The organism is Pedococcus sp. P2_F6 (assembly GCF_056403675.1).
In genome coordinates this window covers 25,745-51,512 of record NZ_JBFUEZ010000006.1, presented here as the reverse complement: position 1 = coordinate 51,512, position 25,768 = coordinate 25,745, and the positions used below count along the sequence as shown (strand labels likewise).

Annotated in this window: 25 protein-coding genes; 10 read left to right on the top strand and 15 right to left on the bottom strand. The window is 70.5% G+C overall.

Annotation, left to right across the window (positions count from 1 at the left end):
* Positions 1-4: 4 nt before the first annotated feature.
* From AC1DWP_RS17000 to AC1DWP_RS16975, 6 genes are all read right to left on the bottom strand, one after another.
* Positions 5-1,051 (bottom strand): NAD(P)-dependent alcohol dehydrogenase, encoded by a 1,047-nt coding sequence (locus AC1DWP_RS17000; RefSeq protein ID WP_477615669.1) that lies wholly within the window; start codon positions 1,049-1,051, stop codon positions 5-7.
* Between the two features lie 101 nt (positions 1,052-1,152).
* Complete coding sequence (locus AC1DWP_RS16995; protein ID WP_477615668.1) at positions 1,153-1,893, bottom strand: ParA family protein; 741 nt, start codon at positions 1,891-1,893, stop codon at positions 1,153-1,155.
* A 100-nt stretch (positions 1,894-1,993) separates the two neighbouring features.
* Positions 1,994-2,854 (bottom strand): RecB family exonuclease, encoded by an 861-nt coding sequence (locus AC1DWP_RS16990; RefSeq protein WP_477615667.1) that lies wholly within the window; start codon positions 2,852-2,854, stop codon positions 1,994-1,996.
* 10 nt (positions 2,855-2,864) lie between these two features.
* The gene (locus AC1DWP_RS16985) at positions 2,865-3,482 is read right to left on the bottom strand and encodes a MarC family protein (protein ID WP_477615666.1); all 618 of its coding nucleotides are present in this window, start codon (positions 3,480-3,482) and stop codon (positions 2,865-2,867) included.
* Positions 3,479-4,339: a PHP domain-containing protein gene (locus tag AC1DWP_RS16980; protein WP_477615665.1), complete on the bottom strand. Its 861-nt coding sequence runs from the start codon at positions 4,337-4,339 to the stop codon at positions 3,479-3,481. The genes AC1DWP_RS16985 and AC1DWP_RS16980 overlap by 4 nt, the downstream gene beginning before the upstream one ends.
* A gap of 49 nt (positions 4,340-4,388) precedes the next feature.
* Positions 4,389-4,763 (bottom strand): YciI family protein, encoded by a 375-nt coding sequence (locus AC1DWP_RS16975; protein ID WP_477615664.1) that lies wholly within the window; start codon positions 4,761-4,763, stop codon positions 4,389-4,391.
* A 183-nt stretch (positions 4,764-4,946) separates the two neighbouring features.
* Between AC1DWP_RS16975 and AC1DWP_RS16970 the strand changes: the two genes are divergently transcribed.
* On the top strand, positions 4,947-5,465 hold the full coding sequence (locus tag AC1DWP_RS16970) for a MaoC family dehydratase (protein ID WP_477615663.1): 519 nt from the start codon (positions 4,947-4,949) through the stop codon (positions 5,463-5,465).
* 31 nt (positions 5,466-5,496) lie between these two features.
* Here AC1DWP_RS16970 and AC1DWP_RS16965 read toward each other — a convergent pair whose 3' ends face one another.
* The gene (locus AC1DWP_RS16965; protein ID WP_477615662.1) at positions 5,497-5,952 is read right to left on the bottom strand and encodes a hypothetical protein; all 456 of its coding nucleotides are present in this window, start codon (positions 5,950-5,952) and stop codon (positions 5,497-5,499) included.
* A gap of 197 nt (positions 5,953-6,149) precedes the next feature.
* On the opposite strand from AC1DWP_RS16965, the gene glpK reads away from it, so the two are divergent.
* The 8 genes from glpK (at position 6,150) to AC1DWP_RS16925 (ending at position 15,732) form a co-directional block, all read left to right on the top strand.
* Positions 6,150-7,673 carry a glycerol kinase GlpK gene (glpK, locus tag AC1DWP_RS16960; protein WP_477615661.1) on the top strand — a complete coding sequence of 508 codons (1,524 nt, stop codon included), beginning with the start codon at positions 6,150-6,152 and terminating at the stop codon, positions 7,671-7,673.
* A 4-nt stretch (positions 7,674-7,677) separates the two neighbouring features.
* On the top strand, positions 7,678-9,396 hold the full coding sequence (locus AC1DWP_RS16955; protein WP_477615660.1) for a glycerol-3-phosphate dehydrogenase/oxidase: 1,719 nt from the start codon (positions 7,678-7,680) through the stop codon (positions 9,394-9,396).
* A gap of 95 nt (positions 9,397-9,491) precedes the next feature.
* On the top strand, positions 9,492-10,904 hold the full coding sequence (locus tag AC1DWP_RS16950; RefSeq protein ID WP_477615659.1) for a cryptochrome/photolyase family protein: 1,413 nt from the start codon (positions 9,492-9,494) through the stop codon (positions 10,902-10,904).
* Positions 10,901-11,659 carry a CPBP family intramembrane glutamic endopeptidase gene (locus AC1DWP_RS16945; protein WP_477615658.1) on the top strand — a complete coding sequence of 253 codons (759 nt, stop codon included), beginning with the start codon at positions 10,901-10,903 and terminating at the stop codon, positions 11,657-11,659. Before AC1DWP_RS16950 ends, AC1DWP_RS16945 begins: the two co-directional genes overlap by 4 nt.
* 4 nt (positions 11,660-11,663) lie before the next feature.
* Positions 11,664-12,704 (top strand): NAD(P)H-binding protein, encoded by a 1,041-nt coding sequence (locus tag AC1DWP_RS16940; RefSeq protein WP_477615657.1) that lies wholly within the window; start codon positions 11,664-11,666, stop codon positions 12,702-12,704.
* Positions 12,704-13,132 (top strand): SRPBCC family protein, encoded by a 429-nt coding sequence (locus AC1DWP_RS16935; RefSeq protein WP_477615656.1) that lies wholly within the window; start codon positions 12,704-12,706, stop codon positions 13,130-13,132. The genes AC1DWP_RS16940 and AC1DWP_RS16935 overlap by 1 nt, the downstream gene beginning before the upstream one ends.
* A 24-nt stretch (positions 13,133-13,156) precedes the next feature.
* Positions 13,157-14,140: a DNA topoisomerase IB gene (locus AC1DWP_RS16930; RefSeq protein WP_477615655.1), complete on the top strand. Its 984-nt coding sequence runs from the start codon at positions 13,157-13,159 to the stop codon at positions 14,138-14,140.
* A gap of 101 nt (positions 14,141-14,241) precedes the next feature.
* Positions 14,242-15,732, top strand: a complete 1,491-nt coding sequence (locus tag AC1DWP_RS16925) for an aminopeptidase P family protein (protein WP_477615654.1) — start codon at positions 14,242-14,244, stop codon at positions 15,730-15,732.
* A gap of 18 nt (positions 15,733-15,750) precedes the next feature.
* Here AC1DWP_RS16925 and AC1DWP_RS16920 read toward each other — a convergent pair whose 3' ends face one another.
* Positions 15,751-16,494 (bottom strand): PIG-L deacetylase family protein, encoded by a 744-nt coding sequence (locus AC1DWP_RS16920; protein ID WP_477615653.1) that lies wholly within the window; start codon positions 16,492-16,494, stop codon positions 15,751-15,753.
* Between the two features lie 50 nt (positions 16,495-16,544).
* Entirely contained in the window at positions 16,545-17,213 is a 669-nt protein-coding gene (locus tag AC1DWP_RS16915; RefSeq protein WP_477615652.1) for a Crp/Fnr family transcriptional regulator, read from the bottom strand.
* Between the two features lie 185 nt (positions 17,214-17,398).
* Here AC1DWP_RS16915 and AC1DWP_RS16910 point away from each other — a divergent pair, with 185 nt between their 5' ends.
* Positions 17,399-17,584 (top strand): hypothetical protein, encoded by a 186-nt coding sequence (locus tag AC1DWP_RS16910; protein ID WP_477615651.1) that lies wholly within the window; start codon positions 17,399-17,401, stop codon positions 17,582-17,584.
* 111 nt (positions 17,585-17,695) lie between these two features.
* On the opposite strand, the gene AC1DWP_RS16905 is transcribed toward AC1DWP_RS16910, so the two are convergent.
* From AC1DWP_RS16905 to AC1DWP_RS16880, 6 genes are all read right to left on the bottom strand, one after another.
* Entirely contained in the window at positions 17,696-19,276 is a 1,581-nt protein-coding gene (locus AC1DWP_RS16905; RefSeq protein ID WP_477615650.1) for a peptide ligase PGM1-related protein, read from the bottom strand.
* Positions 19,273-20,403 carry an adenylate/guanylate cyclase domain-containing protein gene (locus tag AC1DWP_RS16900; protein WP_477615649.1) on the bottom strand — a complete coding sequence of 377 codons (1,131 nt, stop codon included), beginning with the start codon at positions 20,401-20,403 and terminating at the stop codon, positions 19,273-19,275. The genes AC1DWP_RS16905 and AC1DWP_RS16900 overlap by 4 nt, the downstream gene beginning before the upstream one ends.
* Complete coding sequence (locus AC1DWP_RS16895; RefSeq protein WP_477615648.1) at positions 20,396-20,791, bottom strand: response regulator; 396 nt, start codon at positions 20,789-20,791, stop codon at positions 20,396-20,398. Before AC1DWP_RS16895 ends, AC1DWP_RS16900 begins: the two co-directional genes overlap by 8 nt.
* Entirely contained in the window at positions 20,788-23,514 is a 2,727-nt protein-coding gene (locus AC1DWP_RS16890) for a response regulator (RefSeq protein WP_477615647.1), read from the bottom strand. The genes AC1DWP_RS16895 and AC1DWP_RS16890 overlap by 4 nt, the downstream gene beginning before the upstream one ends.
* A 138-nt stretch (positions 23,515-23,652) precedes the next feature.
* Positions 23,653-24,234 carry a YflT domain-containing protein gene (locus tag AC1DWP_RS16885; RefSeq protein WP_477615646.1) on the bottom strand — a complete coding sequence of 194 codons (582 nt, stop codon included), beginning with the start codon at positions 24,232-24,234 and terminating at the stop codon, positions 23,653-23,655.
* A 97-nt stretch (positions 24,235-24,331) separates the two neighbouring features.
* Positions 24,332-25,534, bottom strand: coding sequence for an acyl-CoA dehydrogenase family protein (locus AC1DWP_RS16880; protein ID WP_477615645.1), 1,203 nt, complete (start codon positions 25,532-25,534; stop codon positions 24,332-24,334).
* Positions 25,535-25,768: the final 234 nt, after the last annotated feature.

Sequence of the window (25,768 nt, the reverse complement as noted above, 5' to 3'; positions counted from 1 at the left end):
GGCCTCAGGCGCCGATCGTCGCGGTGTCGATGACGAAGCGGTAGCGCACGTCGGAGCCGACGACGCGGTCGTAGGCCTCGTTGACCTGGTCGGCGCTGATCGTCTCGATCTCGGCCGCGATGCCGTGCTCGGCTGCGAAGTCGAGCATCTCCTGGGTCTGCGGGATGCCGCCGATGTTGGAGCCGGCGAGGACCTTGCTGCCGCCGAGGAGGGAGAACGCCTGGAACGTGCTCGGCTCGCTCGGCGCCCCCACGTTGACCATCGCACCGTTGGGTCGCAGCAGGGACAGGTACCGGTCGAACGGCAGGTCGGCGCTGACGGTGTTGAGAATCAGGTCGAACTGGCCGCGCAAGTCCTCGAAGGTCGCGTCGTCCTTGGTGGCCCGGTGCTCCACGGCGCCGAAGGCCTTGCTGTCAGCCTCCTTGGCGGTCGTCTGGCTGAGCACGGTGACCTCGGCCCCGAGGGCGGCGGCGAACTTCACGCCGAGGTGGCCCAGGCCGCCCAGGCCGACGACGGCGACCTTGGTGCCGGGGCCGGCCCCCCAGCGCTTCAGCGGGTTGTAGGTCGTGATGCCCGCACAGAGCAGCGGTGCGGCGACGTCGAGCTCGAGGGCGTCGGGGATGCGGACGGCGAACCGCTCGCTGACGACGACCTGCTGGCTGTAGCCGCCCATCGTCTCCTCGCCGTCGTAACCCTTGCCGTTGTAGGTCATGACGGCACCCGCGACGCAGAACTGCTCCTGGCCGTCCTTGCAGTACTCGCACTCGCCACAGGAGTCGACCATGCAGCCGACGCCGACGCGGTCACCCACCTTGTGGCGGGTCACCCGGTCACCGACGGCGGAGACGACCCCGGCGATCTCGTGGCCGGGAACCATGGGGAAGATGGCGCTCCCCCACTCCTCGCGGACCTGGTGGATGTCGCTGTGGCAGATGCCGGCAAAGGCGATGTCGATGGTGATGTCGTCGTCACGCAGCTCGCGGCGCTCGATCGTCGTCGACGTCAGCGGGGCGCCTGCGGAGGCGGTGGACAGTGCAGCCGTGCGGGACATGATGCTCCTCGGGGGTCGGGTTCAGTCACCGTCCAGTGACAAGTCGGCTCGGCGCATCGCTATTCCGCCGCCGCGGGCCGGATCGCCCAGTGGGCGCCGGGTCAGAGCTTCTTCGCGAGCGCTGCGGCGACGTCGCGGTAGGCCTTGGCGCCCTTGGAGGTGCGGGAGGTGGCCAGGATCGACCGCCCGACGGCCGGCGCCTCCGCGAAGCGCACCGTCTTGGGGATCGGCGGGTCCAGCACCGGCAGGTCGTAGCGCTGACCGACGTCGGCGAGCACCTCGCGGGCGTGGTTGCTGCGACCGTCGAACAGGGTGGGCAGGATGCCCCACACCTCGAGGTCCTTGTTGAGGATCTTCTGCACGTCGGTCACCGTGTCGAGGAGCTGGCCGACGCCGCGGTGGCTGAGCATCTCGCAGGGCATCGGGATGATCAGTCCCTGGCTGGCGGTGAGGGCGTTGAGGGTCAGGACGCCCAGGCTCGGCGAACAGTCGAGCATGATCACGTCGTACTCGCTGCGCACCTCCTCCAGCACCGTCCGCAGGATGTACTCGCGGCCGGGGCGGGGCAGCAGCTGGGCCTCGGCGCCCGCGAGGTCGATGACGCTGGGCACCAGGTCGACGCCGTCATCACAGGTGACGCGCACGTCGGCGATGCTGGCCCGCCCGAGCAGCACCTCGTTGATCGAGCTCTCGACCTCGTCCGGGTCCACACCGAGGCTGAACGTCAGGCAGGCCTGGGCATCGAGGTCGACGAGCAGCACCCGCTTGCCCTGCTCGGCGAAGGCAGCACCGAGGGAGGCCACGGACGTCGTCTTCGCGACGCCGCCCTTCTGGTTGGCCACCGAGACGATGGTGGCCGGTTTCGCGGATGTCCTGGCCACCAGTGGCTGCCCTTCTGCTGTGATTGCCTCGAGAGTTGCGTGTGCCGGTGGCCCAAGTCTGTCAGGTGCGGACCGCGGGCTGCTCCAGGGCCGCCCAGTCGGACTTCTCCGGACCGAAGGCCTGACCCGCCGGGCAGTGGGCGCGGAAGTCGCACCACTGGCACAGGGGACCGACGTTGGCCGGGAAGCGGCCCGAGTCGACGCCGAACTCGGCGTAGTCCTCCTCGGCCCTGCGCGCGTCCTGCGCGATCGACTCGGCCTCGGCGATCTTGCGCCTGAGCGACTCACCGGTGTGCTCGTGGGTGGCGACGGCGCCGGTCGGCAGGTGGTGCAGCTCGACCCGGACGCACTTGCGTCGGAACATCTTCCACGCGGCAGCGGCATAGAGCGCCATGGGCAACGACGTGCGGGCGTCGTCGTCGGTCGGCTCCGAGCGACTGGTCTTGTAGTCGACGACCGCCAGCTCACCGCCACGGTCGTCGAGCCGGTCGATGCGGCCCTGAAGGGTGAACACCTCGGTCTTGAGGGAGACCGTCCGCTCGATGCCGAGCGGCTGGTGAGCAGGGTCGACCTCGTCGAGGTAGTCGACGACCTGTTGCTGGGCCCGCTCGCGCCACTCGCGCGACTGGTCGGCATCGCGGAAACCGAGGTCGATCCAGGACGTCCGGACGAGCTCGGCGCCGGCAGCCGGGGTGCGCTGCCCGGCCGGCAGGTCCCACCAGTCGCGGAGCGCGTTGTGCACAGCCACACCGAACGAGGTGTGCGCACGCTGCGGACGCGAGGCCGGCGCCGGACGGTCGAGGTGCTGCATGCGGTAGCGCCGTGGGCAGTCGACCCACGCCAGCAGCTTGCTGGGGCTCGCCCGGAACAGGCGCCGCGGCATACCCCCGAACTCCTGCTGCACGAACTCCCCCACGCTCACCTCGCCCACGTTAGGGGGTGCCGCTGACAAAGGCTCGGATGCTGTCGGCCACCATCTGCACGGCGATCGCCGAGAGGAGCAGTCCGGCGATCCGGGTCACCAGCACGGTGCCGCTGTCCTTGAGCACCCGGTGCACCTGGCTGGCGAAGCGGAAGAAGAGCCAGACGACGAACATCGTGGCAACCAGTCCGGCTGCGACGGCGACGTAGTCGCTGACCGCGTCGGCCCGCTTGACCTGGAGCATCGTCGCGACGATCGCACCGGGACCGGCCAGCAGTGGGGTGCCGAGCGGCACGAGCGCGACGTTGACCCCGGCGTCGGCGTGCTGCTCCTGCTCAGACCCCGTCAGCAGCTGCAGGGCCACGAGCAGCAGGAGGAGCCCGCCGGCTCCCTGGAGGGCCGGCAGCGAGATGTGGAGGTAGGTGAGGATCTGCTGGCCGAACACGGCGAACAGGACGATCACGCCGAGCGCCACGAGCGAGGCGCGGCGGGCGGCGGCGACCTTCTGCTTCTGGGTCAGCGAACCCGTGAGCGCCAGGAAGATCGGGAGCGCGCCGGGCGGATCCATGATGACCAGCAGGGTCACGAAGACCGAGCCGAACGTCTGGAGGTTGATGATGTCGTTCACGTTCGTCCTGCCCTGACCACGTCGGTGCTGCTGGTTGCCTGCTGCTCGATCTGGGCGAGGACGTCGGCCGACGTCGTGTTCTCGCCGAGGCGGTTCTCCTTGCCCACGCCGTGGTAGTCGCTCGACCCGGTGACGAAGAGCCCCAGGCGCGCCGCGAGCTCCTCCGCGTGGCGCACCTCGCCCGGCCGGTGGTCGCGGTGGTACGCCTCGAGCCCCGCGAGCCCGGCCGCGCTCATCTCCTCGATGACCGCGTCGTCGACGGTCCAGCCGCGACCGTTGGCGAACGGGTGCGCCATCACCGGCACCCCGCCAGCCTCGCGGACGAGCTGCACCGCGAGCACCGGGTCGGGTGCGTAGTGCGAGGCGTAGTAGCGGCTGCCGTTGCGCAGGACGTCGGCGAACGCCTCGTCCCGGGTGCGCACGTAGCCGCTGGCCACCAGGGCGTCGGCGATGTGTGGACGCCCCATCGTCGTGCCCTCGCCCGCCTGCGCCCGCACCTCCTCGATCGTGACCGGTATGCCGTCGGCGGCCATCAGCTCGACCATCCGGTCGATCCGGGTCACCCTCGACTCCCGCGCCCGCTCCAGCTCGCGGAGCAGGCCAGGAGCCTGCGGGTCCACGAGGTAGCCGAGAAGGTGCACGCTGACGCCCCGGCGTGAGCACGAGACCTCGACGCCACGCACCAGGTCCACGCCCACCTCGTGTGCGGCGGCCACGGCAGCCGGCCACCCGGCATACGTGTCGTGGTCGGTGAGGGCCACCACCTCGAGACCGGCGCGCGCCGCCTGGGCCACCACCACGTCGGAGGGTTCGGTGCCATCGCTCGCGGTGGAGTGGGTGTGGAGGTCGATCGGCACGTGCCCAAGGGTAGGGCCCGGCAGGGATGCCTCGGGACAGCCGTCCCGGTCACTCCGCGACGGGGCGGAGCTCGACGGTCTCGCCGGGACCGGAGAACTTCTGCGCGACCTCCTCGGCCCGCTGCTGGGTGGGGACGTCGATCAGGAAGAAGCCGGCGAAGTGCTCGGTGGTCTCGGCGTAGGGACCGTCCGTGATCTTGCGGCGGCCGCCCGACCAGCGGAACAGCCTCGCGTCGTGGGGGCTGCCGAGGGCTTGGCCGCCCACGAGCTCGCCGCGATCGGACAGGTCCTCCAGCACCGCCTCGAAGTCGGACTGGAGGACCGCGCGCTCCTCGGCCGACAACGCCTGGTGCTCGGGGATGAAGTCGCTGGTCGGGTGCCCCCAGGGCTGGGGGTTGGAGTGGATGAGGATGACGTACTTCATGGTTGCTGCTCCCTGGTCGGCGTGGGTTGGCCGTGCGGCCCTGTCACCACCCTGACGGGCGGGCGCTGGTCCTCTCGATCTTTGCGACGAAAAACTTTCGCCCAGGCTCGACCACGCCGGCTGTGAGGGAACGCACGCGGCATACCGGTGTCCTTGTCCGGCTGCCATCGGCAGGATGGGCCCATGCAATTCGGACGCAGCTACGAGGAGTTCGAGGTCGGTGCGGTCTACAAGCACTGGCCCGGCAAGACGGTGACCGAGTACGACGACCACCTGTTCTGCCTGCTCACCATGAACCACCACCCCCTCCACCTCGACGCGAACTATGCGGAGAACACCACGCAGTTCAAGCGCAACGTGGTGGTGGGCAACTACATCTACTCGTTGCTGCTCGGCATGTCCGTGCCCGACGTCTCCGGCAAGGCCATCGCCAACCTCGAGGTCGAGTCGCTGCGCCACGTCGCGCCGACGTTCCACGGTGACACGATCTATGGCCAGACCGAGGTGCTCGACAAGTGGGAGAGCACGTCCAAGGACGACCGCGGTGTCGTGTACGTCGAGACCAAGGGCTACAACCAGGACGGCACGCTCGTGTGCATCTTCCGCCGCAAGGTGATGGTGCCCAAGAACTCCTACCTGGAGGCGCGCGGCGGCGAACAGCCCGGTCGACCGACGCTCACCGAGCCCGAGCCCAAGGCCTGACCCCGCGCCACCTGACCCGGCGCGGCGCGGCTCACCACCGATTCCACGGATGGCGGCCACGGTCGACGTCGGCGACGCGGGCCAGGTCTTCGGTGAGGTCGGCCAACCTCCCGTCGGTGATGTCCTCGGCCACGACGTGGAGGGCGTCGTCGATCGCCCTCCGTGCGCACTCGTGCAGCCGACGACCTTCCTCGGTTGTCGACACCGTCACCGTCCGCTGATCGAGATGGCCGATGGTCTTGTCGACCAGGCCCTGACCTCCCAGGCCCAGGATGTCGAGCCCGGTCAGCGACACGTGCGACATGCCCTGGGCGTTCAACGTGCTGCGCACCAGCCCGTCGACCGCTCGCGACGCCAGGCGGAGGACGGACGGCAGGTCTACGACGGCTTCTTCCCTGGCCAGCACCGCGGCCCGCTCTTCCGCCGCGAGCTCCCGGCGCTCAGCCCGCTCGTCCACCTCGGACCAGAAGCCCTCGTTCTCGCTCACCGCGACAGTCTCTCTGCAGAACGTGAAACGAGCCTTCAGATATCCACAGGCTCGTTTCGCGTTCTGAATCGCCAACTGCCGCGCCCGCCGGTTTCCCGGCGCCAGGCGCGTGCCGGACCGGATCCAGCGGCGTGATCCCGAACACCCACGATCGGGTATGCCGGGCGGCTGGCAGGGCGCCGCACTAGGGTCGCGGCATGGCCGATTTCGTTGGCGCGGTTGACCAGGGGACGACGAGCACGCGATTCATGGTGTTCGACCATGACGGTGCCGAGGTCGGTCGGCACCAGCTCGAGCACGAGCAGGTCATGCCGCGGGCGGGCTGGGTCGAGCACAACCCGCTCGAGATCTGGGAGCGCACCCAGACCGTGATCGGTTCGACGCTGTCGCACCTCAACCTCCAGGCCGGCGACCTGTCCGCGCTCGGCATCACCAACCAGCGCGAAACCACCGTCGTGTGGAACCGCCGCACGGGACGGCCCCTGCACAACGCGATCGTCTGGCAGGACACGCGCACCGACCGGATCGCCCGGGCCCTCGACCAGTCCGGCCAGGGCGACGTGATTCGCGAACGCGCCGGCATCCCTCCCGCTGCCTACTTCTCGGCGGGCAAGGTCCAGTGGATCCTCGACAACGTCGACGGTGCCCGTGCGGTCGCCGAGAGCGGCGACGCGATCTTCGGCACGATCGACACCTGGCTGCTCTGGAACCTCACGGGGGGAACCGACGGGGGCGTGCACGTCACCGATGTGACCAACGCGAGCCGCACCATGCTGATGGACCTCAAGACCCTCGACTGGGACGACGAACTGCTCGGCTTCTTCGGCATCCCGCGCACGATGCTCCCGACGATCCGGCCCAGCTCCGACCCCGATTTCTACGGCCACACCCTCGCGAACGGCCCGCTCGGCGGCGAGGTCCCGCTCGCCGGCGACCTCGGAGACCAGCAGGCCGCGACCGTGGGCCAGGTCTGCTTCGCGCCCGGCGAGGGCAAGAACACCTACGGCACGGGCAACTTCATGATCCTCAACACCGGCGAGGAGATCGTGCGCAGCGAGTCGGGGCTGCTGACCACCCTCTGTTACCAGCTCGGGGACGCCAAGCCCGTCTACGCGCTCGAGGGTTCCATCGCCGTCACCGGGTCGGCCGTCCAGTGGCTGCGCGACCAGCTCGGCATCATCTCCGGAGCGGCCGACATCGAGCGGCTCGCCAACCAGGTCAAGGACACCGGCGGCCTCTACTTCGTTCCCGCGTTCTCCGGCCTGTTCGCGCCCTACTGGCGTCCCGACGCCCGCGGCGCCATCGTCGGGATGAGTCGGTTCAACACCAACGCCCACCTGGCGCGGGCCACCCTCGAAGCCATCTGCTACCAGACCCGCGACGTCTCGGACGCGATGACCAAGGACTCCGGCGTCGAGCTCGAGGTGCTCAAGGTCGACGGCGGGGTCACGGCCAACAACCTCTGCATGCAGCTGCAGTCCGACATCCTCGGCGTCCCCGTGTCCCGGCCCGTGGTCGCGGAGACGACCGCGCTCGGTGCGGCCTACGCTGCAGGTCTGGCCACTGGCTTCTGGTCAGGCACCGACGAGCTCCGCGCCAACTGGCAGGAGTCCCAGCGGTGGTCACCGACCTGGTCGGACCAGCAGCGCGCCGACGGGTATGCCGGATGGCGCAAAGCCGTGGAACGCACCCTGGACTGGGTGGATGTCGACGAGGGGTAGCACGATGGGACTGGCAGGCACGAACACCGCGCTCTCACCGCAGGGGCGCGAGCACGCCATCGACGTGCTCGGCAGTGGCGAGGAGCTCGACCTGCTCGTCATCGGCGGCGGCGTGGTCGGGAGCGGCACGGCCCTCGATGCCGTGACTCGGGGGCTGTCGACCGGTCTGATCGAGCAGCGCGACTTCGCCAGCGGCACCTCCTCTCGGTCCAGCAAGCTGATCCACGGCGGTCTGCGCTACCTCGAGATGCTCGACTTCGCCCTCGTCAGGGAGGCCCTGCACGAGCGCGGCCTCCTGCTCACCCGCCTCGCGCCCCACCTCGTCCGTCCCGTCCCGTTCCTCTACCCGCTGACGCACCACGTGTGGGAGCGCGCCTACGTCGGATCCGGGATCGCGCTCTACGACGCCATGTCGATGAGCTCCGGCGGTGGCTCGGCCCTCCCCCACCACCGGCACCTCACGCGGCGCCAGGCGCTGCGACTGATGCCCAGCCTCAAGAGCAGCGCCCTCACGGGTGCGGTCCAGTACTACGACGCGCAGGTCGACGACGCCCGCCACACGATGGAGCTCGCACGTACCGCCGCCAGCTATGGGGCCCACGTCGCGAACCGCGTTGCTGCCATTGGTTTCCTGCGTCAGGGTGAGCGCGTCACCGGCGTGCGCGCCATCGACAAGCTGACCGATCGCGAGTTCGAGATCAACGCCAAGCAGATCGTCAACGCGACGGGGGTCTGGACCGACGACACCCAGGCGATGGTCGGTGAGCGGGGACAGTTCCACGTCCGGGCCTCCAAGGGCATCCACCTCGTGGTGCCCCGCGACCGCATCCACTCCTCCACCGGCCTGATCCTGCGCACCGAGAAGTCGGTGCTGTTCGTCATCCCCTGGGGCCGCCACTGGATCCTGGGCACCACCGACACCGACTGGGCCCTGGACAAGGCCCACCCCGCGGCCACGCGCGCTGACATCGACTACATCCTCGACCACGTGAACCGCGTGCTCGCGACGCCACTGACCCACGAGGACGTCGAGGGCGTCTACGCGGGCCTGCGACCACTCCTCGCCGGCGAGTCCGAGTCGACGAGCAAGCTCTCGCGCGAGCACGTCGTCACCCACAGCGCCCCGGGCTTGGTCGTCGTCGCCGGCGGCAAGTACACGACCTACCGCGTCATGGCCAAGGACGCCGTCGACGAGGCGGCCCAGGCCATCGCCGGCCGGATCGCCGACTCCACGACCGACACCATCCCCTTGCTCGGCGGCGTCGGCTACCAGGCCGCGTGGAACCAGCGCCAGTCGCTGGCCCGCGCCTCGGGGCTGCACGTCGCGCGGGTCGAGCACCTGCTGCGTCGCTACGGCTCGCTCACCCAGGAGATCCTCGACCTCCTCGCCGAGCGACCCGAGCTCAAGGAGCCACTGGACGGTGCCGAGGACCACCTCAAGGCCGAGGTCGTCTACGCGGCCTCGCACGAGGGCGCCCTGCACCTCACCGACATCCTGACCCGGCGCACGCGCATCTCGATCGAGGCCTGGGACCGGGGCGTCTCCGCCGCGCCGGCCGCCGCGGCTCTCGTCGCTCCCGTCCTCGGCTGGGACGAGGCGCGCACGAAGGAGGAGGTCGACATCTACCTCGGCCGGGTCGAGGCCGAGCGAGTCAGCCAGACGATGCCCGACGACGCCTCGGCCGACGAGGCGCGTCGCAGCGGCCCCGACGGCACCCTCTGACCTTCAACACACATTGAACATCGCAGGTCAGCGGGTTACCGTGAGCCGTCCCGGGTCTCCCTGAGCCTTTCCAGCCCCAGTGAAGGAGCGTCCGCGTGTCCCCCTCGAGCATCCTGTGGTTGCGCCGGGACCTGCGTAGGGGCGATCTCCCGGCACTCGGCGCAGCCCACGAGGCCGCCCAGGACGCCGCCCGGGCCGCGGCGGGTGGCGGACAGGGCGAGGTGGCTGTCGTGTTCGTCCTCGACCCTGCCCTGTGGCGAGGCGCAGGAAACGCGCGCCGCGCGTGGCTGGCCGAGAGCCTCAAGGCGGCCGACGCGGCATACGAGGGGCGGCTCTGTGTGCGGGAGGGCAATCCCGCGACGGTGCTCCCGCAGCTGGCGCAGGAGGTCGGCGCCGGTTCCGTGCACGTCTCCCGCGAGACCACGCCCGCGGGTCAGCGCCGTGACCGCAAGGTCGCTGCCGCCCTCGCCGAGACGGGCGTCGACTGGGTCGAGACCGGTTCCCCGTATGCCGTGGGGCCGGGTTCGGTGGTCAACGCCGAGGGGACGCCCTACAAGGTCTTCACGCCGTTCTCGCGCGCGTGGCGCGACCACGGGTGGCCCGCGCCGGCGATCGAGCCGAAGGGGCTGCGGTTGGCGCGGGTGCGCTCCGACCAGTCAGCGCTGAGCACCCTGCAGAAGGCGCGGGCGGCCGCGGACCTCCCGAGCCTGCCCGAGGCGGGCGAGGGCGCCGCGCTGCGACGGTGGGCGGACTTCCGCGACGGCGCCCTCGCCGACTACGCCACCGACCGTGACCGCGCGGACCTCGACGGGGTCTCGAGGCTGTCGCCCTACCTCAAGATCGGGGCGGTCCACCCCCGCACGTTGCTGGCGGACCTGGCAGACGGGCGCCGTCACCTCGGCGACGGAGCCGAGCGGTTCGCGACCGAGCTGGCGTGGCGCGAGTTCTACGCGGACGTGCTGTGGCACCACCCGACCTCGACGTGGCACGACCTGCGCACACCCCTGTCGGGGATGGACTACGACGAGGCAGGTGACGCGGTCGACGCGTGGCGCCAGGGACGCACCGGATACCCCGTCGTGGACGCAGCCATGCGCCAGCTGCTCCAGGAGGGCTGGATGCACAACCGGATGCGGATGGTCACCGCCAGCTTCCTCACCAAGGACCTCCACGTCTGGTGGCCGATCGGGGCGAGGCACTTCCTGGACCACCTCATCGACGGCGACATCGCGTCGAACAACCACGGCTGGCAGTGGGTCGCCGGCACCGGCACCGACGCCTCCCCATATTTCCGAGTCTTCAACCCGGTGACGCAGGGTCTGCGCTTCGACCCCCACGGTGACTACGTCCGGCGCTACGTGCCCGAGCTCGCGCACCTCTCGGGCAAGGCCGCCCACGAGCCCTGGAAGAGCGCCGACGGCTTCGCCCGCGGTTATCCCGAGCGCATCGTCGACCATGCCGAGGAACGCCGCGAGGCACTGCGACGCTACGACGCGGCACGCGCATGACCGGCCCCGCGACCCCACACCCGGCTCAGGGACTCAACCCCGTCCGGGAGGTGCGTGACTTCATCCGGGCCGCGCTGGTGCAGCCGGTTGCCCGTGACCACACCGAGAGCGACCAGGCCTTCCGTCGCCGTCGTTTGGTCGCGTTGGTCACGCTCGTGGTCGGCACCGTCGTCCTCGGTTTCGCGTTGCGGATCCGGCCCGGCGACCCGCTGTTCTACGTCGCGACGCTCGGCCTTGCTGGCGTCTGGACCGCTGGTGCGCTCGTGTCCGGGCCCCTCCACCTGGGGCGAGCGCACACCCGTGCCGGAGGGGAGGACGCCCGGCCCATCGTCCAGTCCCTCGCCCTCGGGGCGCTGCTGCTCGTCCTGTTCCTGGCCGGTGCCGCGGTCGTCGCCCACGTCCCGGTCCTGCGCAACCCGGTGGAGCACCTGCTCGACCATGCACGCCTGGGGTCCCTGGCCCTCGTCACCCTGCTCACCGCGGTCAACGGCGTCGCCGAGGAGCTCTACTTCCGCGGCGCGCTCTACTCCGCCGTCGGACGGCGCCACGCGGTGGCGATCACCACGGTCGTCTACGCGCTGACCACGGCCGGGGCCGGCATACCGCTGCTCGTCCTCGCGGCCGCCCTCCTCGGCCTCGTCACCGCACTCCAGCGGCGGGTGACCGGCGGCATCCTCGGACCGATGATCACGCACCTGACGTGGTCGCTGGGGATGCTCTTCCTCCTACCCGTCGTCCTGTCCACCGGAAGCTGATGCCATGACCTCCCCCGCACCCCGCACCGCCCTCGTCACCGGCGCCACCGGCTACATCGGCGGGGTGCTCGTCCCTGCCCTGCTCGACGCCGGCTGGTCGGTGCGGGTCCTGACCCGCAGCAGGGCGGGCCTCGAGCGCCATGGGTGGCGCGACGACGTGGACGTGGTCGAAGGCGACGCGACCTCACCCGACGACCTGGCGCGGGCGCTCGACGGAGCCGAGGTGGCCTACTACCTGCTGCACTCGATGGACGGCCAAGGCAGCTTCGTCCAACGCGACCGCACCATGGCCCAGGGATTCGCGGCGGCGGCGGCCGACGCCGGCACGGGCCGGATCGTCTACCTCAGCGGGCTGCACCCCCAGGGCGACCTGTCCGAGCACCTGGCCTCGCGCGTCGAGGTCGGCGAGATCTTCCTCGACGCACCCGTGCCGGCGGCGGTGCTGCAGGCCGGGGTCGTGCTCGGCGACGGCTCCGCGTCCTTCGACATGCTGCGTCACCTCACGGAACGGCTGCCGGCGATGGTGGCCCCCCGGTGGGTCGACAACAACATCCAGCCGATCGCCGTCGACGACGTCGTCCACTACCTCGTGGGAGCAGCCGACCTGCCGTCCGAGACCAACCGGACGTTCGACATCGGCGGCCCGGACGTCCTGACCTACGCCGAGATGATGCAGCGCTATGCCCTGGTCGCGGGCATCGGGCGCCGGCTCATCGTCTCGGTCCCGGTCCTCACTCCTCGGCTGGCCGGGCTGTGGGTCGGCCTGGTCACGCCGATCTCGGCCGGCATCGCACGCCCCCTGGTGGGCAGCCTGGTCCACGACGCGGTCTGCCACGAGGACGACGTGCAGTCGGCCATCGGCCCTCCGCCCGGCGGACAGACCGGCTACGACGCGGCCGTCCGCGCGGCCCTGCGCTCGGTGGACCCCCTGCGCTGGCGGCACACAGTCCGGCGCACGGCAGCCTCGGTCGGCGCCGCAGCACTCGTCCTGGGCACGACCGCCCTCACCACCCGCCGTGCCCGTCGCAACCACAGGAGCTCCTGATGCCCACCGTCCAGCGCACCGTCGCCACGTCCGCCACCCCCGCACAGGTCCTGCCCTACCTGCTCGACTTCGAGAACGCCGTCGAGTGGGACGCCGGCACGGTCAGGTGCGAGCTGCTCTCCGGTGACGGGTCACCGGGCACCGTCTGGCACAACGTGTCGAGGTTCGCCGGCCGGACCGTCGACCTCGACTACACCCTTGAGAGCGTCTCCGACCACGGGTTCGTCATCGTGGGGCGCAACGAGACCACGACCAGCCGAGACACCATCACGGTGGCTCCTGACGGCTCCGGGTCGTCGGTGGACTACCAGGCCGAGTTCTCCTTCACCGGGCTGGGCCGGTGGCTCTGGCCGGTGGCCATGCCGCTCCTCACCAAGCTCGGCAACGACACCGCCGGCACCCTGAAGTCGGCCCTGGACAGGCTGTAGGCCGCGATGCCCAGGCTCCGGAAGGTGTCCCCCCAGTCGAGGGGGTGGACGCGGCGACGTGCCGGCAAGGGGTTCGTCTACCTGGACGAGAACGGCGAACGGCTGGGTGGCGCCGACGTGGAGCGGATCCGCTCCTTGGCCATCCCGCCGGCGTGGGAGAACGTCTGGATCTGCCCGCTGCCCCAAGGACACATCCAGGCAGTGGGCACCGACGTCGCGGGACGGCGGCAGTACCTCTACCACCCCGTGTGGCGGCTCAAGCAGGACCAGACCAAGTTCGACCGGGTGCTGGCCGCGGCGGCCAAGCTGCCCGCGGCCCGACGCCGGATCCTCAACGACCTCGCGCTCGAGGGCATGCCCCGCCCCAGGGCAGCCGCCACCGCCGTCCGACTGCTCGACCTCGGCTACTTCCGCATCGGCAACGACGCCTACACCCAGGACAACGGCTCGTTCGGCCTCACCACGCTCGAGCGCCAGCACGTCCGCCGCCGGGGTGAGGTCATCGTCTTCACCTTCGTCGGCAAGTCGGGGATCGAGCACACCATCGAGATCGACGACGCCGCCGCCATCGCCGCACTCGACCGGATGCGCCGCCGCAAGTCGGCGAGCAAGCGGCTGCTGGCCTACCAGGACGCCCGGCGCTGGGCCGACCTCGACTCGACCGTGGTCAACGCCTACCTTGCCGACCTGCTCGGTGGTGAGCTGACGGCCAAGGACTTCCGCACGTGGCACGCCACCGTCCTCGCCGCCCTCGCCCTCGGCGCCAGCGACGAGCCGGGTGACACCAAGGCTTCGCGCAAGCGGGCCATCAAGGCCGCCGTCGACGAGGTCGCGGGCTACCTCGGCAACACCCCGACCATTGCGAAGAACTCCTACATCGACCCGCGCGTGCTCGACCGCTACGAGTCGGGCTCCACCGTCGACGTCGACCCCTCCCGCTACCGCACCCCCGAGCGCCGCCAGGCAGCGATCGAGAAGGCCGTGCTCACCCTCCTCTCCGACGCCTGAGCGGCGAGCGCCGACGCTCGCCGAGGCGCTTCGAAGCGCCGCCCGAGGTGCCGCGACCGGGCAGGCTGCGACGCGGCATACGCGCGTGGCACGATGGCGGGGTGAGCGAAGAGCAGAAGAACGCCGAGAACCGCGCCCGCCCCACCACCGACGAGTTCCGTGCGTTCGTCGCCGAGGACTGGGCGCCACGTCGCCCCGGCCCCAGCGCCCTGAGCGAGGCCGCGAGGTATGCCGCGGCGCGGCGTGACGCCGTCAGCGCGGCGTTCGCCGGCGACCGGCTGGTCATCCCCGCCGGTGGCCTCAAGGTGCGCAGCAACGACACCGACTACGTGTTCCGGCCGCACACCGCGTTCGCCCACCTCACCGGGCTCGGCGGCGACCGGGAACCCGACGCCGTGCTCGTCCTGGAGCCCCGCGACGACGGCACCCACGAGGCGATCCTGTACTTCCGCCCGCTCGCCGGCCGCGACACCGACGAGTTCTTCGCCGACACCCGCTACGGCGAGTTCTGGGTCGGCGCGCGACCGACCATCGAGGACATCGAGGTCGAGCTGGGGCTGACCGGACGCCACATCGACGAGCTCGCCGACGCGGTCGTCAAGGACTCGGGCGAGGTGACGGTGCGCATGGTGCGCGACGCCGACCGTGACCTGACCCGTGAGCTCGACGCGGCCCGCACCGCCGAGGCGACCGAGCAGGACGACCTCACCGAGGCCGACAACGAGCTCGCCCACTTCCTCTCCCACCTGCGCCTCACCAAGGACGAGTGGGAGGTCGAGGAGATGCGCAAGGCGGTCGAGGCGACCCACCACGGGTTCGAGGCCGTCATCGCCGATCTGCCCGAAGCCCTGGCGAAGGGCCGCGGCGAGCGCTGGGTCGAAGGCGTCTTCGGCCTCACCGCACGGCACGAGGGCAACGGTGTCGGCTACGACTCGATCTGCGCTGCCGGCGACCACGCCACCACGCTGCACTGGATCAAGAACACCGGCGAGCTGCACGAGGGCGACCTCATCCTGCTCGACGCCGGCGTCGAGGTGGAGTCCCTCTTCACCGCCGACATCACCCGCACGCTCCCCGCCAGCGGCACCTTCTCGGACGCGCAGCGCGAGGTCTACGACGCGGTGTATGCCGCGCAGGAGGCCGGGCTCGCGGCGGTGAAGCCGGGGAACAAGTTCTCGGACGTCCACGCCGCCGCGATCCGGGTCATCGCCGAGCACCTGCACGCCTGGGGCCTGCTGCCCGACGGTGTCTCGGTCGAGGACACGCTCGACAAGGACCACGGCCAGTACCACCGGCGCTGGATGGTGCACGGCACCAGCCACCACCTGGGCCTCGACGTCCACGACTGCGCGCTGGCCACCCGCGAGGAGTACATGGACGCCGACCTGGAGCCCGGCATGGTCCTGACGGTCGAGCCCGGCCTCTACTTCAAGGCCGACGACCTCAAGGTGCCGGAGCGGTTCCGCGGCATCGGCGTGCGGATCGAGGACGACGTGCTCGTCACTGCCGACGGCTGCGAGAACCTCTCGGCCGCCATGCCACGCACGTCGACCGACGTGGAGACGTGGATCCGCGAGGTCCAGTCCCGCTGAGCTGCAAGCGCCAAGGACTCAGCGGCGCTCGACGACGTCCAGCGTGAGGGCCCTGTCGACGCCTGCGGCCTGACCACCCCAGCCCAGGATCATGCCGATCAGCTCGGCCGGCTTGGGGAAGGCCTCAGGCAGAGCCGAGTTGTAGGCCTGGTGCGCCTCGAGCGAGGCCACCGCCTGGTCGAAGTGGTCGCCCACGTCGACGTAGTGCGTGGCCGTCGGTGAGCCGGCGAAGCAGAGCCGCTTGGCATTCCACGGCTCGAAGCCCTCGTCGACCAGCTCGGGGAAGATCCACCGGTTGCCCGCGTCGGCGACCGCATCGACCGTCGCCAGCCCGACGGCCCGGTGGTCGGCCTGGTTGAGCATGCCCTGGACGAACCGGTCGCCGTAGTGCCCGGTGATGACGACGTCCGGCTTGCGACGACGGATCTCGCGGGAGATGTCCCGCCGCAGGGCCAGGCCGTACTCGACGTTGCCATCCCGGTGGGTGCCGAAGTCGACCTCGGTCACGCCGACGATGGCGGCGCCGTCGCGCTCCTCCTGTTCGCGCACGCCGGCCGCCTCGTCGGGGTGCATCGTGTCGATCCCCGCCTCGCCGCGGGTCAGCAGGAAGTACGTCACCGTCTTGCCCACCGCGGTCCACTTCGCCACGGCGGCGGCGGTGCCGTACTCGATGTCGTCGGGGTGCGCGACGACGCACAGCACCGACGAGAAGTCGTCGCCGAACTCGGCGAGAGCGGGCTTGTCCCCAGCAGGCTCAGTCATGGACAGAGGGTATGCCGCCGGGCCGAGTTCGCGCCTCCCTCACCGGCGGGTCAGCTCCCGGCGGTCGCGCGGCGGTGCAGCCCGTGGCGGTCCTGCACGTAGACGCCCCCGCGGCGCAGCGTGACGAGCCCGTCGGCCACCAACGCCTGGAGCACCCTGTTGGTCGTCGCCCGCGAGGCACCGCAGAGCTCACCGATCTCGGTCTGGGTCAAGGGAATCCGGACCGGTTGTCCGTTCCCGAGCGAGCCGTACTGAGCGCAGAGGCCGTCGAGGCGACGCAGCACGCGCTGCTCGGCGGGCAGGTACAACGCCTCGACGAGGTGGTCGGACAACCGCAGGACCCGCTCTGCCAGCACGTCGACGAGAAGTCTCTCGACGCCCGGGTGCGCTGCACGCAGCCGCTCGAACTCGGCATACCGGAGGGTGAGGGTCACCGCCGGCTCCAGGGCCGCGACGGTGGACGTGCGCCGCGCCTGTGGCGAGAGCATCGCCATCTCGCCGAACGCCTCTCCCGGCCCCATCACGGCGAAGGTCGCGTTGTCACCGGCTGCCGTGGTGCGCCGCGCGACGAGGCGACCCTCCGCGACGAAGTGGAGGGACTCCGCGAGGTCGCCCTCGTGGAAGACGACCTCACCCGAGCGGTAGCGGTGCCGCTGGGTGCCCGCGATGACGAGCCGGCGCTCCTGCTCCGACAGACCCCCCAGCAGTCGCCACTCCATGCGTTCAGTGCAGCACGGGTCGGCCCGCCGTGTCACCGCCGGCACCGTGTCACGGCGGCTCTGTGTCACCGGCGGCACACAGCGGGCGTGTCGGCGCCCACAGACCGTCCGGCTCGCCGACGGGAAGGTTGAGGTGTCCCGCAGGGGGCGGCCGGCCCACCGGCCACGACACGAGGGAGCACCCCATGAGCACCATCGCCCGCCACCGTCCCGACATCGCCCACCACCACCCCACCGTGCGGCAGGTCGGCGCCAAGTGGGTGTGGGAGTGCCGCTGCGGTGGCGCCTCCTGTCGCACCGCGACCGAACGGACCAGCTGGCGCCAGGTCGTCATCGAGGCACTGCTGCACGCCACGGCCATCGCGCCGTGACCCCATGAGCGCCCCCTGACCGCCCCCAGGGGAAATGCCGGGGCGGTCAGGAGGGCACAGTGCCCCGAGGGACGGGGTCAGGAGGGGACGGGGGTCAGGAGGGGACGGGGGTCAGGAGGGGACGGGGTCGGCCCGCAGGGCGGCGCGGGCCTCCTCGAGCAGGGCGCCCTCGGCGGCGGCGTAGAGCTGGTCCGCCGCCGCGGGCGACTCCCCGATCGCCGTCATCCCCACCCGTCCGTAGGCCGTCAGGGCACTCATCATGTGGAAGACGACGCCGGTCTGCCGGGCCTGGTCGAAGTGCAGGCCGGCCCGGGCGACGAGGTCGAACAGGTCCTCGACCCGCAGCCCGCGCAGGCTCGGGTCCTGCAGGTGGTCCGTGGCCACGAGGTGTCGCTCCTCGCCGTTGGGCGTGACGAACCGCCCCTCCTCGGCGTCGTACCGGCCGTCGGTGAGGAACTGGAGGGTCAGGAAGGGGTGGGTCGTCCCGCCCTTGCGCAGGTTCACCTCGATGGCGTGCGCCGTCCACGAGTCGCCCTCGCGCACCGTCACGAAGTCGAGGGCGAACCGTCCCAGCACGCCCTTCTCGGCCAACAGGTCCCCGACCCGCTGGGCGTCGCGGGTGATGAGCCCGGCGTACTCCGGGTCTGCAGGGAAGCGACAGCCGAGGTAGGACTGCCCGCTCGGGCCACCGAGGATCTGGTCGTGGGTGGACAGCAGCTCGACCTCACCGAGAGGGGTGACCCTGAGCTGGACGCTCGGGCTGCGGATCTCGTCGCCGGCGATGCGTTCCTCGACGATCCCGCCGCGCTCGAGGAGCTTGGCGAGGTAGGTGTCCACCGAGATCCGCGTGTCCTCCAGCTCCATCTCGTCGATGCGACGAGCCAGCTCCGCGGCCTCGTCCGCGGCACCCACTGGGGGGAGCCCGTCGAGTCTCACGAGGGCGTTGCCCGCCCCGGAGACACCCTCGTTGAGCTTCACCATCGCACCGCTCGCGTTCGGTCGGTCGTGGCGCAGGGACTGCAGGGCCGCCTCCAGGTCCGCCCGTGAGTGCAGGTCCTCGTACCCCGCGGGATAGGACACACCGGCCTCGCCGAAGAGGCGGCGACACCCCGTCTTGGTTCCGAGGGGGAAGAGCCGAGGATCCGCGCCATACATGGGGATCCCCAGGACGAGCGCCAGGTCACGTTCGAGCTCGGTCGTGTTGTAGGGGATGAGGTGCGAGCGCAACCGGTTCGGGACGAGCGCCCTGATCTGGGCAAGCACCCGCGGCCGGGTCAGGAGCTTTTCGGTCAGCGGCTCAGGGCCGGTGTCGCCGATGGAGACGAGGGACAGCCGCGCCCTGGCGTGGCTCGGGATCACGCCCGGCAGCAGCGACAGGTAGTACTCCACGACCATCGGGTTGATCGGCATCGAGGTGACATAGACCATGCGCAGTCGCGGCTGGCGCAGCAGCAGGAGGAGGAACAGGAAGCGCTCCTCCAGGGCCTGGTTCATGCCGCCCGAGCTCGCGACGACCCGGTCCACCGTCATCGAGGGGATGACCACCACGGACTCGTCCGCCGCGTTGGTCCCGATCGCCCGCCAGACCTCGGGCATCCGGGCCTGGAGGGCGTCGAAGGCGGCGTTCCGGGCCGCGTCGTCGAGGTCGTCGAGGGTGCGACCGGACATCGTGCTCTCCGCTGTGGTCGTCATTGCACTACCTCCGCATTCGTCAGTCCGAGGATCTCGTGGGCGTCCACGGGGCGGCTGAAGCCCCGCAGCGCCAGTGGTCCCACACTCCGGCTCGTCGCCGTGGCCCCGGCGCCGGTCAGCACCCGCTGGGTCACCAGGATCTGGCCGGCGGCCGCTTCCGAGCACAACCGTGCGGCAAGGTTGGTCACCGTCCCGATGGCTGCGTAGTCGTACCGCCCGGGGAAGCCCACGCGGCCGAGGGTCGCGTACCCCTGCGCGATTCCCACCCCGAAGCCGAGGTCGTGACCGCGGCTTCGCCAGGCCTGTGCCAGCTCGGTCACCCGCTCCCGCATGGCAACGGCCATCCGCACGGCACGCTCCGGGGCATCCGGGCAGGGAACGGGATCGTTGAAGAAGACCAGCAACCCGTCACCGGCGAAGTGCTCGAGCGTCCCTTCGTACGCGAAGACGAGCTCCCCCAGGGCCAGGTGGTACTCCCTCAGGACGGCCATCGTCTCCTCCGGTTCGGCCGTCTCCGCGAACGGTGTGAAGCCGCGCAGGTCCGTGAACACCGCCGTGATCTCACATCGGTGGCTCTGGAGGAACGACTCGTCGCCGCTGTCGACGACCAGCCCTGCGATCTGTGGCGACAGGAACCGGCGCAGTCGTCCGAACCGTTCCAAGGTCTCGACCTGGGCGCTCACGCGGGCCTCCAGCTCGCGGTTCCAGGACGCGAGCGCCTCCGCCTGGGCGGTCACGGTGTCGTGGTAGCGCTTGACCCGGACCAGGGAGCGCACCCGCGCCAGCAGCTCGGGCTGGTCCAGGGGTTTGGTGATGAAGTCGTCGGCACCCGCCTCGAGTGCACGCAACCGCTCCGCGTCGCCACTGGCCGTGACCATCACGACGGGGAGGAAGGACGTGGCCGGGTCCGAGCGGATGCGCCGACACGTCTCGTAGCCGTCGATGCCCGGCATCATCACGTCGAGGAGGATCACGTCCGGCAGGTGGGCGGCGATCAGCTCCAACGCCTCCTCGCCGGAGCTGGCACCCACCACGGTGTACCCACGGGGCGAGAGCACCGCGTCCATGAGGCGCAGGTTCTGCGGAAGGTCGTCGACGACCAGGACCGTGCCGGCCACGTCAGTCACGAAGACCCCCCGACCGACCGGCGCGCAGGTGGCTGCGCACCTGGTCGGGGAACTCGCGGACGTTGATCGGCTTCTCGAGGTAGCCGTCGAAGCCCGTCGACAGGGCGTGCTCGCGATCAGCCCGCATTGCGAAGGCAGTGAGCGCCACGACGGGAATGGCCGCAGTGCGGGGGTCGTCCCGCAGCCGGACCAGTGCCGCGTGACCACTGATCCCCGGCAGCTGGAGGTCCATCAGGATGAGGTCCGGCAGGGTCCGGGTCGCTTCGATGACCGCCTCCTCCCCGGTCGTGGCGACGGTCACGGTGAACCCGGCGTACTCCAGGACGTCGCGCGCCAGCTTCAGGTTGCGCGGGTTGTCCTCGACGAGCAGCACGGTTCCCTCGCTCATCCCGCCGCCTCCGTCGCGCTCGCCGCTTCCGTCACGCCCGCCGCTTCCGTCACGGCCGCCGTGCGGCCGCGCGAGGTGGCGACCTGGGCCAGCCGTCGGGCCAGCACCCCGAGGTCGAGCTGGCTCTTGGAGGCCACGAACTCGATCCGCCCCTGCAACCGGGCCCGGTCATCCTGCGTGAGCGACTTGGCCGTCAGGACCACCACCGGCACTGCGGCGGTCGTGGGGTCGGCACGCAGCGCGTCGATGACGGCGAACCCGTCGGTGTCGGGCATGAGCAGGTCGACCAGGACCACGCTCGGCGCGAGGGCCGCAATGGACCTCAGCGCCTCGGCCCCGCGGGTGAACGTCGCGACCCGCCAGCCCTGGGGCTCGAGCGTCGCGCGCACGATCTCCAGTGCCCGCGGGTCGTCGTCGATGACGACCAGCGTGCGCTCCTCCCTCCCGGCGCCCGCACCCGCACCCGCATGGTCCGCGTGGTCGGCGACCGCGCGCCATACCGCTCCCAAAAGCACCTCGCGGGCGACCGGCTTCAGGAGGTAGTCGGACGCGCCGAGGGCGAAGCCGCGACCGCGGTCCGGCAGGACGGAGACGACGACCACCGGAGTGCCCGCGAGCTCCGGGTCGGCCTTGATCTGGCCCAGGACGTCCCAGCCGTCCATGCCGGGCAGCCGGATGTCGAGGACCACTGCTGTCGGCCGCAGCGCGCGGATCGCCTCGAGACCTTCCTCGCCGCTTCGCACCGGCACCGGCCGCAGGCCCGCCGCGGTGAGATGGACGCCGACCAGCTCGGACGAGCTCGGGTCGTCCTCGATCACCACGACCGTCGGCCGGGTGTCGTCCACGGCTGGCAGGGTCCAAGCCTGCTGCGCCTCGTGCGGCGCGGCCGCCGGCTGCGGCAGGGCGAAGCCGAAGGTGCTGCCGACCCCCACCTCGCTGGTGAGCCAGACCCGGCCGCCGTGCAGCTCGACGATGCGACGCGTGAGGGTGAGGCCGAGGCCGGTGCCTTCGGTCACCGAGGGGGTGCGGGGACCCTGCTGGAACGAGTCGAAGATCCGCTCCCGGTCGCCCTCCGCGATCCCGATGCCGGTGTCCGTCACGGTCACGGTCAGCTCGTCCCCCTCGCGCGACGCCGACACGGTCACGGTGCCACCCTCGGGCGTGAACTTCACGCCGTTGCCAACAAGGTTGAGCAGCACCTGCTTGAACCGCAGCTGGTCGGCGGTGACCTGGGACAGGCCCGCAGCGATGTCAGGGCGCAGGTCGATGCCGCCCCGTCCGGCGCGTTCGCGCAGCAGCGACAGGACCTGGTTGACCGCGTCGGCGATCGGGAAGGTGGTGAGCTCCAGCTCCATGTGGCCGGACTCGACCTTGGACAGGTCGAGGACGTCGTTGAGCAGGTCGAGCAGGTGGCGGCCAGCGCCGAGGATGTCCTGCAGATAGTCCTCCTGCCGCTCGTTGAGGTCCCCGAACATCCGCTCGAGCAGGACCTCCGAGAACCCGATGACGGCGTTGAGCGGCGTCCGGAGCTCGTGCGACATGCTCGCCAGGAACTCGGACTTGTGCTCGCTCGTGACCGCCAGCTCGGCCCGCTGGCGCTCCAGCTCGCGGTAGAGCCGGGCGTTGATCAGGGCCACCGCAGACTGGCTCGCGAAGGCCGCCAGCATGTCGCACGTCTCGTCCGTGAAGGCACCGGTGGTCTTGCGGCGCACGACCAGCACACCGACGATCCGGTCGGGCCGCGCCATGGGGATGGCCACGAGCGAGCGCCACCCGTTGTCGTGGAGGACCTTGAGGTGCGCATCCAGCTCGACATCACCCAGGTCGGGGACCTGGATCGGGTTGCCGGACAGGGCCGCTCGGCCGACGAGCGTCTCTTCGACGTGGATCCGGGTCTCCTTCAGTGCCTGGATCACCTCCGGGCCGGTCCCGTAGGCAGTCCGGACGCGGAACAAGCCCGAGTCCTCGTCGAACTCCATGAGGGAGCCGCCGTCGGCCTCGGAGAGCTCGACGGCGTGGAGCACGATGGTGCCGAGCACCTCGTCCGGGTCCAGGGTCGAGCTGATCGCCTGGCCGATCTCCGCGAGCGCCTCGAGCTGGTCCACCTTGCGCGCGAGCTCGGCCCGCCCGGCCTGGAGCTCCTGCACCAGGCGGACCCCGTTGATGGCCAGCGCCGCCTGACCGGCGAACGCCGTGACGATGGACAGCTCCCGCTCGGCGAACGGGCTGACCTCGTTGCGCCACAGCACCATCGCCCCGACGACCTCGTCGTCCACGATCAGGGGGGCGCCCATGGTCGTCCGGAACCCCGCGACCCGCTGCAGGTCGAGGCGCCCGTACTCGGGGTCCGCCACGACGTCCTCGATCTGCTGGGCCCTGCGGTCCAGCGCAACCCGACCCATCAGCGTGGCCCGGTCCAGCGGCAGCGGGTGCTCGGCGATGTAGGCGATGGCCTCGTCGCTGATGCCCACCGCCTTGATCAGCTGGAAGATGCGGTCGTCGTCGAGGAGGCAGAGCTGCGCGGCGTCGGAGCGGCACAGGCGGCGGGCGCTGTCGACGATCGTGGCGAGCACCGTCTCCGGGTCCCCCGCGGATCGTCCGACCGCCGAGAGCACCTCGTTGACCGCCGCGAGCCGCTCGTGCGTCTCGCGCAGCCGGTCCGCCAGCGTGGCCGCGTCGACCGACTGCACGGGGTCGACGGGGACGTCGGCTGACCGGGCCATGGAGGTCTCCCGTCGAGAGCCGGGCTGCGAGACAGCGGTGCGGATGCCTCTAGCAGTGTGCTCCCCGCAGCGCGGACTTGCCTACGGTTGATTGCGTATGCCGTGCGCCCCGATGACGTATGCCGGCCGAGCCGCGGGTCAGGCGGAGGGCGGCGGCGGTTGCTGGCCCGCAGCCCGCTGACGCTCGGCCTCGCGCGCCGCGTCCACCTGGGCCTGTGCCGCGGCCATCGGGTCCATCGTCGTCAGCAGCTCACGCGCCTGGGCGGCGAACTTGTGCTCCACCAGCACCTCGTACTGCGTCGCGACGACCTGCATGACAGAGGTGAAGTCGCGGTTGCCGCCGGTCAGGGCGTAGCCGATCAGGGCCCACACGAGCCCGAACACCGCACCGAAGGCCACCGTCAGCAGCACGCCCACCAGACCCGCGCCGCCGCTGGTGTCGAGCAGCGAGAAGATCAGCCCGACGAACAGACCCAGCCACGCGCCGGAGACCAGGCCGCCGATGGCGACCCGCTGCCGGGTCAGCCGGCCGGTCACCCGCTCGAGCTGCTTGAGGTCGGTGCCGACGATGAGGACGTTCTGCACCGGGAACTCGTGGTCCGACAGGTAGTCCACGGCCTTCTGCGCCTTGGCGTAGGTGTCGTAGCGGCCCAGGGACATCGGGTACTCCAGCGCCAGGACCGCGCGGGACCTCGCCATGGCATTCGGCTGCGTGCTCATGGCACCAGTGTGTCAAAGCCGGCTGGGAGTGCGCTGATCGGCACCCGATCGCGACGTGGGTATGCCGCGGGGCCGGCCCCGCGGCATACCCTCGCCATCACTTCTTCAATGCAAAGTCCTCGAGCAGGCGTCGGCCGATGATCATCTTCTGGATCTCGGCGGTGCCCTCGCCGATCAGCAGCATGGGGGCCTCGCGGTAGAGGCGCTCGATCTCGTACTCCTTGGAGTAGCCGTAGCCGCCGTGGATGCGGAAGGACTGCTCGACCACGTCGGCGCAGTTCTCGGCGGCGAGGTACTTGGCCATGCCGGCCTCGAGGTCGTTGCGCGCGCCGGCGTCCTTGAGCCGGGCCGCCTTGACCATCATCTGGTGACTGGCCTCGACCTTGGTGGCCATGTCGGCGAGGCGGAACAGGATCCCCTGGTGTTCGGCGATCTTCTTGCCGAACGTCTCGCGCTGCTGGGCGTAGGAGATGCCGAGCTCGAAAGCCCGCATCGAAACACCACAGGCGCGGGCTGCGACGTTCACGCGACCCACCTCGACGCCGTCCATCATCTGGTAGAAGCCCTTGCCCGGCTCACCACCGAGGATCTGGGCGCTGGTGGTCCGGTGGCCGTCGAGGACCATCTCGGTCGTGTCGACGCCCTTGTAACCCATCTTGTCGATCTTGCCCGGGATGGTGACGCCCTGCGCCGTCTCGCCGAACCCGGCGGTCTTGTCGATCAGGAAGGTCGTCATGTTCTTGTAGACCGAGTCGGCGCCAAGGTCCGTCTTCACCAGCACCGCAACGAGATTCGCGCTGCCGCCGTTGGTGAGCCACATCTTCTGGCCGGTGATCTGCCAGTTGTCGGTGTCGCCGTCACGCACGGCCTTGGTCTTGATCGCGGACACGTCGGACCCCAGGCCAGGCTCGCTCATCGAGAACGCGCCGCGGATCTCGCCGGTCGCCATCTTCGGCAGGTAGCGCTGCTTCTGCTCGTCGGTGCCGTGCTGCAGCAGCATGTAGGCGACGATGAAGTGGGTGTTGACGATGCCGCTCACCGACATCCAGCCGCGGGCGATCTCCTCGACCACCAGCGCATAAGTCAGCAGCGACTCCCCCAGGCCGCCGTACTCCTCGGGGATCATCAACCCGAAGATCCCCATCTCCTTCATGCCCTCCACGATCTCGGTGGGGTACTCGTCCTTGTGCTCGAGCTCCTGCGCCACGGGGATGATCTGCTCGTTGACGAACTCGCGCACGAGCTTCACGAGCTCGGTCTGCTCCTCGGTCAGGCCATCGGTCTGCTGGAGTCGGGACATGTGGTTCGCCACCTTGCGATTTCGTGACCGGGTCGTCGCGGTCAGCGGGAATTGGACCTCCCGCGAGTATGCCGAGTGCCCCAGTCCCAGCACAGGTTCCCGCCATGTGAGCCTCCCCACCCAGACCCCACCTTTATCGGGTTTAGGGACTTGTGTCGGCTTCACCCTGGAACGGTTCCGGGGTGAAGCATCCCTTTGTCCCTAGACCCGATAAAGGTGGGGCGCGGTTAATTC

What these genes read in the sequence shown, in the direction of transcription:
- AC1DWP_RS16975 (WP_477615664.1), bottom strand. Translation starts at nt 4,763, where the DNA reads ATGAAGTACGTCATCCTCATCCACTCCAACCCCCAGCCCTGGGGGCAC.
- AC1DWP_RS16970 (WP_477615663.1), top strand. Translation starts at nt 4,947, where the DNA reads ATGCAATTCGGACGCAGCTACGAGGAGTTCGAGGTCGGTGCGGTCTAC.
- AC1DWP_RS16935 (WP_477615656.1), top strand. Translation starts at nt 12,704, where the DNA reads ATGCCCACCGTCCAGCGCACCGTCGCCACGTCCGCCACCCCCGCACAG.
- AC1DWP_RS16955 (WP_477615660.1), top strand. Translation starts at nt 7,678, where the DNA reads ATGGGACTGGCAGGCACGAACACCGCGCTCTCACCGCAGGGGCGCGAG.
- AC1DWP_RS16910 (WP_477615651.1), top strand. Translation starts at nt 17,399, where the DNA reads ATGAGCACCATCGCCCGCCACCGTCCCGACATCGCCCACCACCACCCC.
- AC1DWP_RS16905 (WP_477615650.1), bottom strand. Translation starts at nt 19,276, where the DNA reads ATGACGACCACAGCGGAGAGCACGATGTCCGGTCGCACCCTCGACGAC.
- AC1DWP_RS16915 (WP_477615652.1), bottom strand. Translation starts at nt 17,213, where the DNA reads ATGGAGTGGCGACTGCTGGGGGGTCTGTCGGAGCAGGAGCGCCGGCTC.
- AC1DWP_RS16895 (WP_477615648.1), bottom strand. Translation starts at nt 20,791, where the DNA reads ATGAGCGAGGGAACCGTGCTGCTCGTCGAGGACAACCCGCGCAACCTG.
- AC1DWP_RS17000 (WP_477615669.1), bottom strand. Translation starts at nt 1,051, where the DNA reads ATGTCCCGCACGGCTGCACTGTCCACCGCCTCCGCAGGCGCCCCGCTG.
- AC1DWP_RS16885 (WP_477615646.1), bottom strand. Translation starts at nt 24,234, where the DNA reads ATGAGCACGCAGCCGAATGCCATGGCGAGGTCCCGCGCGGTCCTGGCG.
- glpK (WP_477615661.1), top strand. Translation starts at nt 6,150, where the DNA reads ATGGCCGATTTCGTTGGCGCGGTTGACCAGGGGACGACGAGCACGCGA.
- AC1DWP_RS16880 (WP_477615645.1), bottom strand. Translation starts at nt 25,534, where the DNA reads ATGTCCCGACTCCAGCAGACCGATGGCCTGACCGAGGAGCAGACCGAG.
- AC1DWP_RS16945 (WP_477615658.1), top strand. Translation starts at nt 10,901, where the DNA reads ATGACCGGCCCCGCGACCCCACACCCGGCTCAGGGACTCAACCCCGTC.
- AC1DWP_RS16940 (WP_477615657.1), top strand. Translation starts at nt 11,664, where the DNA reads ATGACCTCCCCCGCACCCCGCACCGCCCTCGTCACCGGCGCCACCGGC.
- AC1DWP_RS16890 (WP_477615647.1), bottom strand. Translation starts at nt 23,514, where the DNA reads ATGGCCCGGTCAGCCGACGTCCCCGTCGACCCCGTGCAGTCGGTCGAC.
- AC1DWP_RS16920 (WP_477615653.1), bottom strand. Translation starts at nt 16,494, where the DNA reads ATGACTGAGCCTGCTGGGGACAAGCCCGCTCTCGCCGAGTTCGGCGAC.